This window comes from Amycolatopsis sp. NPDC006131, assembly GCF_040614175.1.
GTDB lineage: Bacteria > Actinomycetota > Actinomycetes > Mycobacteriales > Pseudonocardiaceae > Amycolatopsis_E > Amycolatopsis_E tucumanensis.
Window position 1 is genome coordinate 18,782 of sequence record NZ_JBEXTX010000004.1, and the last position, 14,515, is coordinate 33,296.

14 protein-coding genes are annotated in these 14,515 nt (G+C 71.6%); 7 read left to right on the forward strand and 7 right to left on the reverse strand.

All coding sequences use genetic code 11. The features are described 5' to 3' along the window. Positions 1-610: 610 nt before the first annotated feature. Positions 611-2,449: an FAD/NAD(P)-binding protein gene (locus tag ABZ215_RS03740; protein ID WP_354947561.1), complete on the reverse strand. Its 1,839-nt coding sequence runs from the start codon at positions 2,447-2,449 to the stop codon at positions 611-613. Positions 2,450-2,507: 58 nt separating this feature from the next. Further along, positions 2,508-3,089: a TetR/AcrR family transcriptional regulator gene (locus tag ABZ215_RS03745; RefSeq protein ID WP_027935932.1), complete on the reverse strand. Its 582-nt coding sequence runs from the start codon at positions 3,087-3,089 to the stop codon at positions 2,508-2,510. A gap of 135 nt (positions 3,090-3,224) precedes the next feature. Here ABZ215_RS03745 and ABZ215_RS03750 point away from each other — a divergent pair, with 135 nt between their 5' ends. Continuing rightward, positions 3,225-4,442, forward strand: a complete 1,218-nt coding sequence (locus ABZ215_RS03750) for a lipase family protein (protein ID WP_354947563.1) — start codon at positions 3,225-3,227, stop codon at positions 4,440-4,442. Positions 4,443-4,453: 11 nt separating this feature from the next. Here ABZ215_RS03750 and ABZ215_RS03755 read toward each other — a convergent pair whose 3' ends face one another. After that, positions 4,454-4,861: a DUF3151 domain-containing protein gene (locus tag ABZ215_RS03755; protein ID WP_020418429.1), complete on the reverse strand. Its 408-nt coding sequence runs from the start codon at positions 4,859-4,861 to the stop codon at positions 4,454-4,456. Positions 4,862-5,083: 222 nt separating this feature from the next. Here ABZ215_RS03755 and ABZ215_RS03760 point away from each other — a divergent pair, with 222 nt between their 5' ends. Beyond that, the gene (locus ABZ215_RS03760) at positions 5,084-6,262 is read left to right on the forward strand and encodes a hypothetical protein (protein WP_020418428.1); all 1,179 of its coding nucleotides are present in this window, start codon (positions 5,084-5,086) and stop codon (positions 6,260-6,262) included. On the opposite strand, the gene fbaA is transcribed toward ABZ215_RS03760, so the two are convergent. Beyond that, positions 6,255-7,286 (reverse strand): class II fructose-bisphosphate aldolase, encoded by a 1,032-nt coding sequence (fbaA, locus tag ABZ215_RS03765; RefSeq protein ID WP_020418427.1) that lies wholly within the window; start codon positions 7,284-7,286, stop codon positions 6,255-6,257. The two genes, ABZ215_RS03760 and fbaA, sit on opposite strands and share 8 nt — an antisense overlap. Positions 7,287-7,450: 164 nt before the next feature. Further along, positions 7,451-8,278, reverse strand: a complete 828-nt coding sequence (locus tag ABZ215_RS03770) for an LLM class F420-dependent oxidoreductase (protein ID WP_354947565.1) — start codon at positions 8,276-8,278, stop codon at positions 7,451-7,453. A 50-nt stretch (positions 8,279-8,328) separates the two neighbouring features. On the opposite strand from ABZ215_RS03770, the gene ABZ215_RS03775 reads away from it, so the two are divergent. The 3 genes from ABZ215_RS03775 (at position 8,329) to ABZ215_RS03785 (ending at position 11,700) form a co-directional block, all read left to right on the forward strand. Continuing rightward, positions 8,329-9,252, forward strand: coding sequence for an aldo/keto reductase (locus tag ABZ215_RS03775; RefSeq protein WP_354947567.1), 924 nt, complete (start codon positions 8,329-8,331; stop codon positions 9,250-9,252). A 1,106-nt stretch (positions 9,253-10,358) separates the two neighbouring features. Further along, positions 10,359-11,237 (forward strand): SDR family oxidoreductase, encoded by an 879-nt coding sequence (locus ABZ215_RS03780; protein WP_354947569.1) that lies wholly within the window; start codon positions 10,359-10,361, stop codon positions 11,235-11,237. 10 nt (positions 11,238-11,247) lie between these two features. Continuing rightward, positions 11,248-11,700, forward strand: a complete 453-nt coding sequence (locus tag ABZ215_RS03785) for a TIGR03618 family F420-dependent PPOX class oxidoreductase (protein WP_020418423.1) — start codon at positions 11,248-11,250, stop codon at positions 11,698-11,700. Here the strand turns inward: ABZ215_RS03785 and ABZ215_RS03790 are convergent. Further along, on the reverse strand, positions 11,694-11,969 hold the full coding sequence (locus ABZ215_RS03790; protein WP_020418422.1) for a YciI family protein: 276 nt from the start codon (positions 11,967-11,969) through the stop codon (positions 11,694-11,696). The genes ABZ215_RS03785 and ABZ215_RS03790 overlap by 7 nt on opposite strands. A 119-nt stretch (positions 11,970-12,088) precedes the next feature. On the opposite strand from ABZ215_RS03790, the gene ABZ215_RS03795 reads away from it, so the two are divergent. Beyond that, complete coding sequence (locus tag ABZ215_RS03795) at positions 12,089-12,655, forward strand: SigE family RNA polymerase sigma factor (protein ID WP_026153625.1); 567 nt, start codon at positions 12,089-12,091, stop codon at positions 12,653-12,655. 40 nt (positions 12,656-12,695) lie between these two features. Further along, positions 12,696-13,820 (forward strand): N-acetylglucosamine-6-phosphate deacetylase, encoded by a 1,125-nt coding sequence (nagA, locus tag ABZ215_RS03800; RefSeq protein ID WP_027935930.1) that lies wholly within the window; start codon positions 12,696-12,698, stop codon positions 13,818-13,820. Here nagA and ABZ215_RS03805 read toward each other — a convergent pair whose 3' ends face one another. Continuing rightward, positions 13,821-14,498, reverse strand: coding sequence for an SAVMC3_10250 family protein (locus ABZ215_RS03805; RefSeq protein WP_354947571.1), 678 nt, complete (start codon positions 14,496-14,498; stop codon positions 13,821-13,823). Positions 14,499-14,515 lie beyond the last annotated feature (17 nt).

Below are 14,515 nucleotides of genomic sequence, written 5' to 3' on the forward strand. Positions count from 1 at the left end.
CCGCCCGCTGGTACCCGAGCGGCGGCCTGCCCCATCCCGCGGCCCTCGAGCGCAGGACCCGAGAACTCAACCCCGCTGCGCCAGCCATTCCGGCCCGCGCCCGTAGCCGGCCGGCCCAGAACCCGGGCTGGCCCGGCACCCCGGCATCCCGGCAGGCCCGGCACCCCGGCCGGCGCAGCACCCCGGCTGGCCCGGCACCCTGGCCGGCCCAGAACCCCCGGCCGGCGCAGCACCCCGGCCGGCGCGGCACCCTGGCTGGCCCGGCGCCCTGGCTGGCCCGGCACCCTGGCTGGCCCGGCGCCCTGGCTGGCCCGGCGCGCTGGCCGGCGCGGCACCCTGGCCGGCGCGGCACCCTGGCTGGCCCGGCACCCCAGCAGGCCCAGAACCCCCGGCCGGCGCAGGCCGCAAGTGCGGCCGCCGCGATGGGCACACGCCGCGGCCCGCGCCGCCGTACTGTGGCTGGCACTTGCCTTACCCGCCACCTGCCGCGCCCGCCGCACCCCGCCCCGGCCGCGCCCGGCGCCCGCCGCGCCCCGCCCCGCCGCCTCTGCCGCTGCCTTGCGCAAGGCATCCGCCGCGCCCGGCACCCGCCCCCGCTGCGGCCTGTAAATCACGCCACCAGCCGCAGGATCTCCCGCGCCGCCGCGTCGTTCTGGCGGAATGACGGGCCGTTCGTGCGTGGGCGGGTGAACGCCGCCGCCGAGCGGGCGCTCGTGTGCGGGCCCAAGGCGAAACGCCGCGACTGGGGCCGGCCTGCCGCGTCCAGCAACCGTCCGTCCGACACCCGCGTCGAGATGCGGCCCGACGGCAGGTCCCGCACGTGCTCCTCCGCCAGCTCGCCCGCGCCCCGCAACTGCGCCAGCAAACCGTCCGACGCCCGCGAGACGCTGGGCGTCGGCAGGCGCGCCTCGATCAGCGTCCGGGCCGTCACCGAACCCGGGAAGCTACCCGACGACGCCACGAACCCCTCCGGCGACAGCGAAATCGAGACATCCGCCCCCAGGAACGACACCACCCCGGCCTGGTGCAACGCCAGCAACTCGTGCAACCGCCGCGGCGGCGGGCCGCTCGCGTAGTACGAGAAGAACCCGTGCCACCAGCCATCCACATCGGACACATCGAGCGCGCCGGACGTGGTCAGCGCCGGAATCTGCTGGTACGCCGACAACAAAGCCATGAACGCGCCCAGATCCGCCGAATACGCCGGATCCGCCCGCCGCGCCAGGTCGGCCTCCACATAGGACCTCAGGTGCTTCCCGAACTCCTCCGCCGTCTCGAACCGCAGCCCCGCCAGCGGCCGGTCCAGCCGCTCCAGGTCGAGCCGGTCCTCCTCGGCAGGCACCGCCCGCCGCACCAGCGCCCGCATCTCCGCGCTGTCCCAGGAAAACTCCGCGAAACAACGGGAAAAATCCTCGAACGACATCAACACCCGCGACGGATGACCGGTGAACAGCTCGCTGTAGTACCCCCACGCCAGCTCCTTCGCGACGTGCGGCCACACGTCCGCGCGGAAGTCGAGGTGCCGGTCCCGCCCCAGCAGCTCCGCAACCCGCTCCGGGCCGAAGAACCGCGGCAGGCGCAGCGCCGATCCCTGCAACCGGTAACCGGGCTTCGCGTGGTACGGCACCCCGCGCCGGGAACCGATGTGCAGCACCGGTTCCGCCCCGCTCGGGTGGTAGACCAGCCCGCCCGACCGCTCCTCGAACCGCCCGCCGCGGCCCTCGGTGAGCAACAGCATCAGGTCGACGAACGCCAGCCCGAACCCGCGCACCAGCACCGGCTCACCCGGCGCGACGTGCTGGTAGTCGACGTCGGCCGTGTACCCCGCCGGGTAGTACGCCAGCCCGTGCGCGGCCGCGAACTCCGCCAGTTCCCGCTCACCCGAACCCGGTTCGGCGTCCAGGTGCCCCACCGCCAGCACGATGACGTCCACGTCCAGCGGCTCGTCCACACCGTCCAGCCACACGCGTGTCTCGTCGATCCGCGTCGCGCGCGTGCGGTGCTCCACCACCTCGATGCCCGGCGCCAGCCCGGCCAGCACATGCCGGTACACCCAGTCCAGGTAGGCGCTCGCCAGCCGCCGCGTCGGAAAAGACGTTCCGCGCAACGCCGCGAGCTCGTCCCGCAGGTCCTCGGGCACGTCGTAGCGGATCCGCCCCGCGCGCACCTCCTGCGCCCACTGCCACAGCGACGGCCCCGTCCGCACGGGCCCGTCCATCGTCACCGTGTCGTCAGTGAACATCGTGACGTCCTCGGCCATCGAGTTCATCCGCAGCAGCGGCGATTGCTCGTACCGCCAGATCCGTCCCGCGCCCGGCGGAAAGGGGTCGATCAGGTGCACCACCAGCCCCGCGGGCCCGAGCAACTCGGCCGCGTTCGCCGACAGCCGCTCCAGCACGCCGACGCCACGCGGCCCCGCCCCCACGATCGCGAGCTGAGACGGCGCCATGCCTTCGACGCTACGGAAAGACCTCGCGCCGCTGCCCCGGTTCCCGCATCCTGGACACCTACCGGACGCGCGCGATGACCTCCGGCGCCTGGCTGTACAGCCGCAGCACGCCGCCGATCGTGAACTCGGTCAGCAGGTCGATCAACGCGTCCCGGTCCGGCGCGTCGCCGTTCCAGTTGAGCCGCACCAGCGACTCGACCATCGCGAAGTACATCGTGACCAGCGCGGTGTCCGCCCGGCCCGGTTCGACGCCGAACTCCGCCCACCGCTGCCCGCTCGCCTCGGTGTAGACCAGGGCCAGCCGCTTCCGCAGCCGGGACAACGCGGAATTGCCGGTGCGCTCGGCTTCCTGGAACAGCGGCAGCGCGTCCGGGTGCCCGGCGACGAAGTCGAACAGGTTCGCGTAGTTCTTGCGCGCCCAGCTCTTCAGGTCCAGATCGGCGTCGCTCGCGCCGGCCGCGGCGATCGCCGCGTAGGCCTGTTCCTCCGCCTGTTCGACGACGGCCGCGAACAACGCGTTCTTGTCGCCGTAGAGCTCGTAGACCGCCTGCCGGGTCAGGCCGGCGTCACGCGCGATCTGTTCGATGGTGGCGCCCTGCAGGCCGCTCGTGGCGAACACGTGCCCCGCCGCGGCGAGCACGAGCGCGCGCTGTTCGGCGACCGGCAGCTTCCGGGGCCTGCCGGGGCCACGCTTTCGGGGCATTGACATGCCTGCCACCTCACCACAATCCTTTTCCGACATAGCTGTCGGAAAATAGCTCACCGGGGAGCGTTCATGCGCCTTTCGAATCGCCGGCTCGTGGCGATCGTGACCGCGGCGGTCGCCGCGCTGTCGTTGACGACCACGCCCGCCGTCGCCGTGACCTCCTCCGCTGACTTCTACGACCCGCCGGCCACCCTGCCGAGTGACAACGGGGCCATCATCCGTCACGCGCCGAGCGAGTTCTTCCTCGACCCGGTGAAACTGCTCCGCGCTCCCGCCGACGTCGAGCGGATCATGTACCGCAGCACGGACACGCACGGTGACGCCATCGCGGTCACCGGAACCGTGCTGACACCGAAGACGCCGTGGCACGGCGCGGGCGACCGGCCGCTCATCGCCTACGCCCCCGGCACGCAGGGGCTCGGCGATCAGTGCGCGCCGTCGAAGGCACTCGCCGCGGGCGGGGAGTACGAGGGCCCGTTCATCGCCGGCCTGCTCGCGCGCGGCTACGCGGTCGTCGTCACCGACTACGAGGGCCTCGGCACCCCCGGCGTGCACACCTACGTCAACCGCAAGGCCGAGGGCCACGCCGTCCTCGACTCGATCCGCGCGGCGCAGCAGCTGCCGGGCGTGCCCGCCGACGGACCGGTCGCGATCGCCGGCTACTCGCAGGGCGGTGGCGCGTCCGCCGCGGCCGCCGAGCTGCAGCCGTCCTACGCGCCGGAGCTGGACCTCAAGGGCGCCTACGCGGGCGCGGTCCCGGCGGACCTCGCCGCGGTCGGCCGCAGCCTGGACGGCGCCTACGCCGTCGGCTTCCTGATGTTCGCGGTCGCGAGCGTCAACTACGCCTACCCCGAGCTGCGCATCACCGACGTCCTCAACGACCGGGGCAAGGCGCTCGAAGCGCAGGTCGAGAACGAGTGCACCGCCGAGTCGATCGTGAACCACGCGTTCACCCGCACCGCCGACCTGACCGTCGACGGCCGCTCGATCGGCGAGTACCTGGCCGAGGAGCCGTACGCGTCGGTCGTCGAGAAGCAGCGGATCGGGACGCTCGAACCGGAGGTGCCGATGTACGTCGTCCACAGCGCGCTGGACGACATCGTGCCCTACGAGCAGGGCCGCACCATGGCCCGGAACTGGTGCGGCGAGGGCGCCACCGTGCAGTTCGACACGCTCGCGGTGCCGACCCACGTCGGTGGCGCCGTCGCCGGCTACCCGGCCGCCTTCGCCTGGCTGGAAGGCCGGTTCGCGGGGAAGGCGGCACCAACCAACTGTGGAGCGTTCTAGATGGTCCGGATCTACTGGAGGCCGGTCGCCGCGGCGGCCGCCGGGTCGGAGTCGGCGATGAACTTCCGGCACCGCTCGTACTCCTCGGTCTCGCCGAGGCGCTGGGCGGCCTTCGCGAGGGCGGCGAGGGCACGCAGGAAGCCCTGGTTCGGGCGGTGGTCCCAGGGGACCGGGCCGAAGCCCTTCCACCCGGCGCGGCGCAGCTGATCCAGGCCGCGGTGGTAGCCAGTGCGGGCGAAGGCGTAGGCGGGGACGAACTCGCCCGCCTCCAGCGCCCGCTCGGCCAGCGCCGCCCAGGCCTCGCTGAAGTCGGGGTGCTCGGCGGCCACGTCGGACGGGTCGGTGCCTGCGTCCATCGCGGCCTGCGCGTCCACGCGCTCGGGCAGCCGGGTGGGGTCGGGTTCCAGCAGGTTCGTCATGCTGCCCAGTATCGGCGGTTCAGACGAACAGGCTTGCGAGGACCCCGCTGCCGAGCAGGACGAGAGCGGCGATCAGGATCGTGGCGACGAGACGTTTCGGCATCACGGGCGGACACAATGCCCGCCGCCGCCCCCGGACGCAAGCGTGTCACGCCTCAGGGTGAACCCTGAAATTCCGGCATCTCGCTCCGCCCCGCCGGGCCGACCGTGGATGATGTCCGCATGACGAAGGCGCTCGAGGGGGCCGCCGAGGGTGTCGCCGTGCCGCGCGGACCCATCGGCAAGACCAAGCTTTTCTTCGCCACCCACTGGGTGCGCGGAGTGCCGGGGCAGCCGACGCCCGAGTGGGTGCTGCGGTTCGCCTACGGCATGTGGCTGGTCGCGTTCACCTTCAAGGTGCTCGGCTCGTCCTGGGACATGTCGTGGCACTTCAAGTTCATCCGCGACGACTTCGCGCCGCCGCACCTGATCAACACGGTCGGCACCGGGATCGTCATCGTCCTCGTCGCGATCCACAGCTACACCGGGCTCGGCTGCGACCGCCGGTCGCTGCGGCTGATGCAGGCCGGCCTGGTGATGTTCCTGATCGCCGCGCCGCTGGACGTCATCAACCACCGGGTCAGCGGCCTCGACCTGACCGCGTGGAGCCCCACGCACATGCTGCTCTACATCGGCACCGGCGTGATGCTCGCCGGCGTCATCGACGGCTGGCTGAAGTCCGCGCCGCCGGGCCGGTTCCGCACGCTGGTGCTGACCGGGCTGTGGGTGTTCTTCCTGGAGAACACGTTCTTCCCGAACGGGCAGCAGGAGTACGGCATCATCAGCCTGCGGGCGTGGGAGCGCGGCGCGCCGGAGGCCGAGCCGTCGCTGCTGAGCTTCGCCGCCGAGCAGATCGGGCACCCGGTCGACCGGGTCGCGGTGCTGCACTTCGCGATGCCGATCGCCGACTGGGTCTACCCGCTGTGGGGCATCGGGGTCTCCGCGCTGGTGCTGGCGCTGGCGCGGCACACGATCGGCCGCGCGTGGGCGGCGACCGCGGTGGCCGCGGCTTATGTGGCCTACCGCGCGATCATCTGGCCGCTGCTGGTCGTGGGCACGTTCCCGGCCTCGGCGATCCCGTTCTACCTGCTCGCGGTCGGGCTCGCGGTGGACGTCGCGTTCCGGATCGGGCGGGCGCACCGGGTGCTGACGCCGCTGGTCGGCGGGCTGCTGGTGACCGCTTTCGGGTACGGCGCGCTGTGGCTGCAGGCGCAGCTGCGGCCGTGGCTGCTCGGCGACGCGCACACCGAGTCCGCGCCGCCGTTCGCCTACTGGCCTGCCCTGGTGGTGCTGGTCGGCCTGCCGGTCCTCTGGTGGGCCCTCACCCGCGTGAGGACCCACCGGGAGGTCGCGGTCAGCTGAGCTTCTGGCCGGCCGACTTGAGGTGCTCGGCGGCCTCGACGATGCGCTTGGCCATCGCGGCCTCGGCCACCTTGAGGTAGCTGCGCGGGTCGTAGGTCTTCTTGTTGCCGACCTCGCCGTCGATCTTCAGGACGCCGTCGTAGTTCTTGAAGAAGTGGTCGGCGATCGGGCGGGAGAAGGCGTACTGGGTGTCGGTGTCGATGTTCATCTTCACCACGCCGTAGGAGACCGCCTCGTGGATCTCCTCCAGGAGCGAGCCGGAGCCGCCGTGGAAGACGAGCTCGAACGGCTTGCTGCCCTCGGCGAGGCCCAGCTTCTCGGCGGCGACCTGCTGGCCGCGCTTGAGCACCTCCGGGCGCAGCTTGACCGCGCCCGGCTTGTACGCGCCGTGGACGTTGCCGAAGGTCGCGGCCAGCAGGTAGCGGCCCTTCTCGCCGGTGCCCAGCGCGTCGACGGTCTTCACGAAGTCGCCCTCGGCGGTGTACAGCTTCTCGTTGATGTCGTTCGAGACGCCGTCCTCCTCGCCGCCGACGACGCCGATCTCGACCTCGAGGATGATCTTCGCGGCGGCCGCCTTGGCGAGCAGCTCGGTGGCGATCTCCAGGTTCTCGTCCAGGTCGATGGCCGAGCCGTCCCACATGTGCGACTGGAACAGCGGGTTCTGGCCCTTGTTGACGCGCTCCTGGGACAGGGCGATCAGCGGGCGGACGAAGCCGTCCAGCTTGTCCTTGGGGCAGTGGTCGGTGTGCAGGGCGATGTTGACCGGGTACTTCTCGGCGACGACGTGCGCGAACTCGGCGAGCGCGGTCGCGCCGGTCACCATGTCCTTGACCCGGGTGCCGGAAGCGAACTCGGCGCCACCGGTCGAGATCTGGATGATCCCGTCGCTCTCCGCGTCGGCGAACCCGCGCAGGGCGGCGTTGAGGGTCTCCGACGAGGTCACGTTGATCGCCGGGTACGCGAACTCGCCCGCCTTGGCCCGGTCCAGCATCTCCGCGTAGACCTCGGGGGTGGCGATGGGCATCGTTGGTCCTCCTAGCTGTGGTTCGCCTTCCTTGCCCGAATCGTACGAGGTCGGCGGTGCGAGGACAGTGTGCTGGCTCTCTGCCGCGGAGGTCGGGAACGATCAAGTGAGAAAAGCCGCTCCACCCTGGTGCGGGCGGAGCGGCTTCGGCGGTCTGGAGCGGGTCAGGAGAGCAGGGCTTCGCTGATGGCGCGGTAGCCGGGCAGCGGGTCGTCGCCGAGGACCTGGACGCAGACGTGGTCGGCGCCGGCGTCGAGGTGGGCGGTGATGCCTGCGGCGATCGAGTCGATGTCGCCGTGCAGGGCGAGCGCGTCGATCAGCGCGTCGCTGCCGCCGTTGTCCAGGTCGGCCTCGGACCAGCCGTGGCGGAGCAGGTTGCTGCGGTAGTTGACGAGGTGGAGGTAGGGGTGCTCGATGGTCGGGCGGGCGATGGCGCGGGCCTTCGCCGGGTCGGTCTCCAGGACGACCTTCTGCTCGGGCGCCAGCAGCACGCCGTCACCGAGGACGCGGCGGGCTTCCTTGGTGTGCTCCGGCGTGGTGAGGTAAGGGTGCGCGCCCGCGGTGCGCTCGGCGGAGAGCTTGAGCACCTTCGGGCCGAGTGCGGCCAGCGCGCGTGCGGCGACCGGCACGCCTGCCTGGTCCAGGCCGTCGAGGTAGTCGACGATCTTGTCGTAGGGCTTCTGGTACTCCTGGTGGGCCTCCGGGTGGCCGATGCCGACGCCGAGGAGGAAGCGGCCGGGGTGCTCGGCCTCGATTCGGTTCCAGGACGCGCCGACCGTGGCCGCGTCGTCCTTCCACATGTTGACGATGCCCGTGGCGACCTTGATGTTCTCCGTCGCGTCCAGCAGCTCGTCGACGATGGTCAGCTGCCCGTCGGGGGAGCCGCCGATCCAGATCGCGCCGAAGCCGAGGCGTTCGGCTTCGCGTGCCAGGTCCGCGTTCAGCTGGTGCCAGCCCCGCCAGATACCGATCTTGCCGAGTTCGATAGCCATGACCGTCTCAACTCCGGCGGGTGGCCGGTGCATTCCTCTACGTTGGCAACATGGCGAAAATCGGTGATCTGGAGGTGTTCCCCCTGAACCTCGGGGGCAACGTGTTCGGCTGGACGGCGGACGAGGAGCAGTCTTTCGCCGTGCTGGACGCGTACGCGGCCGCCGGCGGCAACTTCATCGACACGGCGGACGTGTACATGGCCCGCATCCCGGGCAATTCGGGCGGCGAATCCGAGACGATCATCGGCAGGTGGCTGAAGCGCCGTGGTCGCCGGGATGACGTGGTGATCGCGACGAAGGTGGGCAGCTGGGCGGCGCGGCCGGGGGTGAGCGCGAAGAACATCCGCGAGGCGGCGGAGGATTCGCTGCGCCGGTTGCAGACTGATTATTTGGATCTGTACTACGCCCACCGCGATGTGGCGGACGTGCCGCTGGAGGAGACGCTGGGCGCGTTCGACGAGCTGGTGCGGGCCGGGAAGGTGCGGCACCTGGGGGCGTCGAACTACAGTGCTTCGCGCCTGGCCGAGGCGCTGTCCATTTCGGACCGCGAGGGGTTCGCCCGGTATGTCGCGGTGCAGCCGCACTACAACCTGGTGGAGCGCGGGTACGAGCAGGAGCTGGCCCCGCTCGTGGCGCGGGAGGGCCTGGCGACGCTGCCCTACTTCGGCCTGGCGCGCGGCTTCCTGACCGGCAAGTACCGCAGCCGCGAGGCGAGCGGCAGCCCACGCGCCGAGAAGGCGGTGGAGTACCTGGACCACCGGGGCGAGCGGGTGCTGGAGGCGCTGGACGAGATATCGGCCGCGCACGGAACCTCCCCGGCCGCGGTCGCGCTGGCATGGCTGGCCGCGCAGCCGACTGTCGTGGCGCCCATCGCCAGTGCCCGGAATGTGGAGCAGTTGACGGATTTGCTGGCCTCGGTGGAGTTGCGTCTTGGTGCGGAGGAGCTGGCTGTTTTGGATGACGCTTCGCAGTAGGTGGGTTGGTGGGCCTGGGGCGCCCGGGCTGGCCGGATTGGGTTGGCCCGGCCCGGCCCCGCCCGGGTTTGGCCCCGCCTGGGTTTGGCCTGGCCCGGCCTGGCTTGGCTCGGGCTGGCCTGGCTTGGCTCGGGCTGGCCTGGCCTGGCCTGGCTTGAGCTGGGCCGGGCTGGGCCGGGCTGGCTTGAGCTGGGTCGGTCGGGGTCGGCCCGACTGGGCCGCCGAGGGTCAGATCGCATCAGCAGGACCGGCCACCACCTCCAGCGCAGTGACTCAGTCGGGCGCGCTGGTGATTCCGCACGCCACGAGTGGGACCCCGTGTGGGGCGAGCGGCTCATTCGTGCGTTCATGAAGTGCCCACCGGTGCCCGCGTGTGCGAGGTGCCCAGTGGTGCGGCGATGAGATGCCCGCTCGTGTGGCTGTGAGGTACCCACTCGCGCCTCAGGCGCGAGGTGCCCACTCGTGCTGCCACGAGGTGTCCATTCACATGGCGGCGAGGCGTCCCTTGGTGCCTGGGCTGGGCGAGGCGCCCAGCGGTGCGCCGAGGAGGTGTCCAGTCGTGTGGCTATGAGGTGTCCGCTCGTGCGTTCGCGAAGTGTCTACCGGTGCTGCCACGAGGTGCCCGTTCGCGCCGTCCGGTTGAGGTGCCCGCTCGTGTGGCCGCGAGGTGTCCGCTCGCGCGTTCGCGAAGTGTCCACTGGTGGTGCTGCGAGGTGCCCACTCGCGCCGTCCGGTCGAGGTGCCCGCTCGTGTGGCCGCGAGGTGTCCGCTCGCGCGTTCGTGAAGTGTCCACCGGTGGCGCCACGACATTCCCACTCGCGGCCCCACGAGCGGTCACGCCGTGCCGCACGAAGCGCCCACCGGTGAGCCGCCGAGATGCCCACTCGTGCCCCCATGACGGAGGTGCCACTCGCGGCCCCCGTAACCGAGGTGCCACTCGCGCCCCCGCGAACGGCCTGCCCACCAACCCGGCAACGAAGCACCACGAGCGCGCCCCCGCGAACCACCCACTCAGCGACGCGGCCCCCGAGAACCGCCACCAACAAAGACCAATCCACCCTACTGAGAAGTAGCTTACTCCCGGTAGGTTGGTATATGGTCCGTCCATGGCGAACGTAAAAGGCAAGGTCGTGCTCATCACCGGAGCTGCGCGCGGCATTGGCGCCGGGCTCGCGGAGCGTCTCGCGGCTCGGGGGGCCAAGGTTGCCCTCGTCGGGCTCGAAGCCGACGAGCAGCGCAAGGTCGCGGAACGCATCGGGGACTCCGCGAAGTCCTGGGAAGCCGATGTGACCGACTGGGACGCCCTCGAAAAAGCCACCGCGGGCGTGGTCGAGCACTTCGGCGGCATCGACATCGTCATCGCCAACGCGGGGATCGCCACCACCGGCTTCGTCCGCTCCGTCGACCCCGCCGCCTTCGAAAAGGTCATCGAGGTCGACCTGCTCGGCGTGTGGCGCACCTTCCGCGTCACGCTGCCCCACGTCATCGAGCGCCGCGGGTACCTGCTGGCGATCTCCTCCCTCGCGGCGATCACCCACGCGCCCGGCATGGCCAACTACGCCGCCGCGAAGGCTGGCGTCGAGGCGTTTTCCAACAGCCTCCGCGCCGAGGTCGCCCACCTGGGCGTCAAGGTCGGCGTCGCCCACCCGACCTGGATCAAGACCGACCTGGTCGACAGCGCCGACGCCCACCCGGTCTTCGGCAAGCTCCGCGCCGGCATGCCCGGCCTGCTCGGCAAGACCTACCCGCTGAACGTCGCCCTCGACCAGATCGAGGCGGGCGTCCTCAAGCGCGCCCGCGTCATCCACGTGCCCAAGTGGGTCGGCGTGCTCAAGGCCTTCCGCTCGTTCCTCCCGCCGATCGTCGAGCTCGGGGCGCGCACCCGCGTCCCCGCCGCGGACAAGGCCGCGCTCGAGGACATCAAGGCACGCGGCGCGCGCGAAGCCGCCATCACCGGGCATGGTGGACGGGCAGCGATCCACTGAGGAGGCCCGCATGTCCCGCCGCGACCTGATCAAGATGACCCCCGACGAGGTCCTCGCGTTCCTCGCCGAACAAAAGGTCATCAACGTCGCCACGATCAACCCCAACGGCCGCCCGCACCTCGCGCCGCTCTGGTACGTGCCGCGCGGCGACGGGGTCGCGACCTGGACCTACCGCAAATCGCAGAAGGTCGCGAACCTGCAGCGGCTGCCGCAGGCCACCGTGCTCGTCGAGACCGGCGACACCTACGACAAGCTGCGCGGCGTCCAGTTCGAGGCCGACGTCGAGATCGTCGAGGACACCCCGTCCGTGGCGGAGATCGGCTCGGCCATGGCGGAGCGCTACGGCGGCGGGTCGCTCGCCGCCGAGGTGGTCGCCGCACAAGCGGCCAAGCGCGTCGGGCTGGTGTTCACGCCGACGAAGGTCGTCAGCTGGGACCACACCAAGCTCGGCGGCGTCTACTGAACCCAGGCGCCCAGCGTCGGCTTGAACTCCCGCACCGTGAAGCTCTCCAGGGCGCCCTCGACGACGTACGGATCGGCGTCGAGGACGGCCTGGAGTGAGTCGGCGTCCTCGGCTTGGATCAGGAACACGCCACCCGAGTCGTCGGCGAACGGGCCGGCCACCGCGACCGTGCCCTCGGCCGCGAGCTTCGCGAGGTACTCGCGGTGCCGGGGCCGGACCTCCGCGTACTTCCCCTGGTCGTAAACCGTCTGCACCAGGAACCAGGCCATGCGCACCTCCGTCTGAGTACCTGCTCCGCACGCTACCGGGTGAAGTGAATCAACCGATACGCTGGTTCCCGCGTGTACAGCACGTGGACAACGGTCAGGCCGAGGACAGGCGGGAGTACATGCCGGACGGCAGCGCGGAGCGCAGCGTCGAACGCACGCTCGGGCACTTGCGCACCATGGACGGGGTCGCGCCGGCCCAGCCGGCGGGCCCGCTGACGCTGGAGGATCTCTACAAGATCCACCGGATGCGGCTGGTCCGGCTCGCGATCCTGCTCGTCGACGAACCGGCCACGGCCGAGGACGTCGTGCAGGAGGCGTTCACCGGGCTCTACCGCAACTGGGGCAAGCTGCGCGACGCCGCGTCCGCGGTCGCCTACCTGCGCACAGCGGTCGTCAACGGCTCGCGCAGCGTGCTGCGCCGCCGCAAGACCGCCCGCGAGTACGTGCCGCCGCACGTGGTCAACGCCCGCTCCGCGGAGAGCCTGGCGATGCTGTCCAGCGAACACCAGTCGGTGGTGAACGCGCTGTCGAAGCTGCCGCCGCGGCAACGTGAGGTGCTCGTCCTGCGCTACTACGGCGGGCTCTCCGAAGCGGAGATCTCCGAGGTCGCGGGCATTTCGAAGGGCACCGTGAAGTCCACGGCGAGCCGGGCCCTGGAGGCTCTCCAGAAGGCCATGAGTGCCTAAGCTGGTTTAGACCAATATGCTGGAGCCTGTGACGGGTTTCGTGCTGACGGGTGGCAGGCTCGCCCTCCCCGAAGGACTGGTGGACGACGGCTGGCTCGCGGTCTCCGGCGGGGCGATCGCGGGCATCGGCACCGGGACGCCACCGCCGGGTGACCAGGTGGACGTCGGCGGGTGCTACGTGGTGCCCGGTTTCGTCGACGCGCACTGCCACGGCGGCGGGGGCGGGTCGTTCTCCAGCGGCGACGCGAAGGAGATCGTCACCGCGATCAAGGCCCACCGCAGGCACGGCACCACCACGATGCTCGCGAGCCTGGTGTCCGATCCGGTGCGCACGCTGGTGGACCAGATGGCCGTGCTGCGGGAACTAGTCGAGGACGGCGAGCTGGCCGGCATCCACCTGGAGGGCCCGTTCATCGCCTCCGCCCGCTGCGGCGCCCACGACCCCGCGGTGCTGCGCGAACCCGACGCGGCGACCGTCGACGCCCTGCTGCGGGCCGGTCACGGCGCGGTCCGCATGGTGACGCTGGCACCGGAGCTGAACGGCGGTGTCCGCGCGGTCCGCCAGCTGGCCGAGTCCGGCGTGATCGCCGCGATCGGGCACACCGACGGCACCGAGGAGCAGATCCGCCCGGCCATCGACGCGGGCGCGACCGTCGCGACGCACCTGTTCAACGGCATGCGCCCGCTGCACCACCGCGAGCCCGGCCCGATCGGCGTCCTGCTCGACGACGAGCGCGTCACCGTCGAGCTGATCTGCGACCTGGTCCACGTGCACCCCACCGTGCTGCGGATGGCCGCCCGGTACGCCGGCCGCGGCCGCACGATCCTCATCACGGACGCCATGTCGGCCACCGACGCCGCCGACGGCCGCTACCACCTTGGCCGGCTGGAGGTCGACGTCCGGGACGGTGTGGCGACGCTCGCCGACACCGGTTCGCTGGCCGGCAGCACGCTGACCATGGACGCCGCGTTCCGCAACCTGGTCAAGGGCGCCGGCCTGGCCATCCCCGACGCGGTCCGCGCGACCTCGGGCCGCCCGGCCGAACTGCTGGGCCTCGCCGACCGGCTCGGGTCGCTGCGCACCGGGCTCGCCGCCGACCTGGTGGTGCTGGACGCCGACCTCCGGCCGAAGCGGGTGCTGCGGCAGGGCGCCTGGATCGCCTGATCAGGCGGGCGGCTCGACGTGCTCCACGTAGAGCGGCGTCGCGGCCAGCACCGTGCCCGACGGCGTGGGGATCCGCGCGGTGACGCGCGCGTAGCCGGCGACCCAGGCGGCGGTGTAGCGCGGCTGGAACTCCTGGTCCAGCCACCGCAGGACCCGCTTCAGCCACCCGTGGAACAGCTGGTTGTCGTCGAGGTCGCTCCGGCCGTTCTCGACGTTCGCTTCGCGCAGCGCATGGGTGAAGTGCAGCCACAGCGAGAACGTCACGTCCCGCCCGGTCCGGTGCTCCGGGTGCCCGGCCCCGAGCAGGTGGGCGCTCGAGCCGTGCAGCAGCAGGCGCAGCTGCCCGCCGGAGGGGTAGCCGTCGACGGGCTCGCCGACGTCCAGGAAGGTCGCCGCGCCGACCACCACGCCGTAGCTCATCGGCGCCTCGAAGTGCACCCACTGCCCGGGCCGCACGTCCGGGTCGGCGAACCACTTCGGGGCCCGCTCCGAGGCCTCCAGCCGCGCGACCGCGCCCGCGAGCCCCGGCTCGGCCTCACGCGCCGCCTTGCCGACCTTGAATCCGCCGACCGGAGTGGTCACCTCGGCCTCCACGTCCCGCAGGCCGCGGGCGCGCTTCGGCAGGTCGGGAAGCAGCTGCCGGAGCTTCGCCTCCGAGACGTAGACGAGTTCACGCATGTGCCCATCGTGCCGTG

What these genes read in the sequence shown, in the direction of transcription:
- ABZ215_RS03760 (WP_020418428.1), top strand. Translation starts at nt 5,084, where the DNA reads ATGACGAAGGCGCTCGAGGGGGCCGCCGAGGGTGTCGCCGTGCCGCGC.
- fbaA (WP_020418427.1), bottom strand. Translation starts at nt 7,286, where the DNA reads ATGCCCATCGCCACCCCCGAGGTCTACGCGGAGATGCTGGACCGGGCC.
- ABZ215_RS03785 (WP_020418423.1), top strand. Translation starts at nt 11,248, where the DNA reads ATGTCCCGCCGCGACCTGATCAAGATGACCCCCGACGAGGTCCTCGCG.
- ABZ215_RS03770 (WP_354947565.1), bottom strand. Translation starts at nt 8,278, where the DNA reads ATGGCTATCGAACTCGGCAAGATCGGTATCTGGCGGGGCTGGCACCAG.
- ABZ215_RS03805 (WP_354947571.1), bottom strand. Translation starts at nt 14,498, where the DNA reads ATGCGTGAACTCGTCTACGTCTCGGAGGCGAAGCTCCGGCAGCTGCTT.
- ABZ215_RS03780 (WP_354947569.1), top strand. Translation starts at nt 10,359, where the DNA reads ATGGCGAACGTAAAAGGCAAGGTCGTGCTCATCACCGGAGCTGCGCGC.
- ABZ215_RS03775 (WP_354947567.1), top strand. Translation starts at nt 8,329, where the DNA reads ATGGCGAAAATCGGTGATCTGGAGGTGTTCCCCCTGAACCTCGGGGGC.
- ABZ215_RS03755 (WP_020418429.1), bottom strand. Translation starts at nt 4,861, where the DNA reads ATGACGAACCTGCTGGAACCCGACCCCACCCGGCTGCCCGAGCGCGTG.
- ABZ215_RS03795 (WP_026153625.1), top strand. Translation starts at nt 12,089, where the DNA reads ATGCCGGACGGCAGCGCGGAGCGCAGCGTCGAACGCACGCTCGGGCAC.
- ABZ215_RS03740 (WP_354947561.1), bottom strand. Translation starts at nt 2,449, where the DNA reads ATGGCGCCGTCTCAGCTCGCGATCGTGGGGGCGGGGCCGCGTGGCGTC.
- ABZ215_RS03750 (WP_354947563.1), top strand. Translation starts at nt 3,225, where the DNA reads ATGCGCCTTTCGAATCGCCGGCTCGTGGCGATCGTGACCGCGGCGGTC.
- ABZ215_RS03790 (WP_020418422.1), bottom strand. Translation starts at nt 11,969, where the DNA reads ATGGCCTGGTTCCTGGTGCAGACGGTTTACGACCAGGGGAAGTACGCG.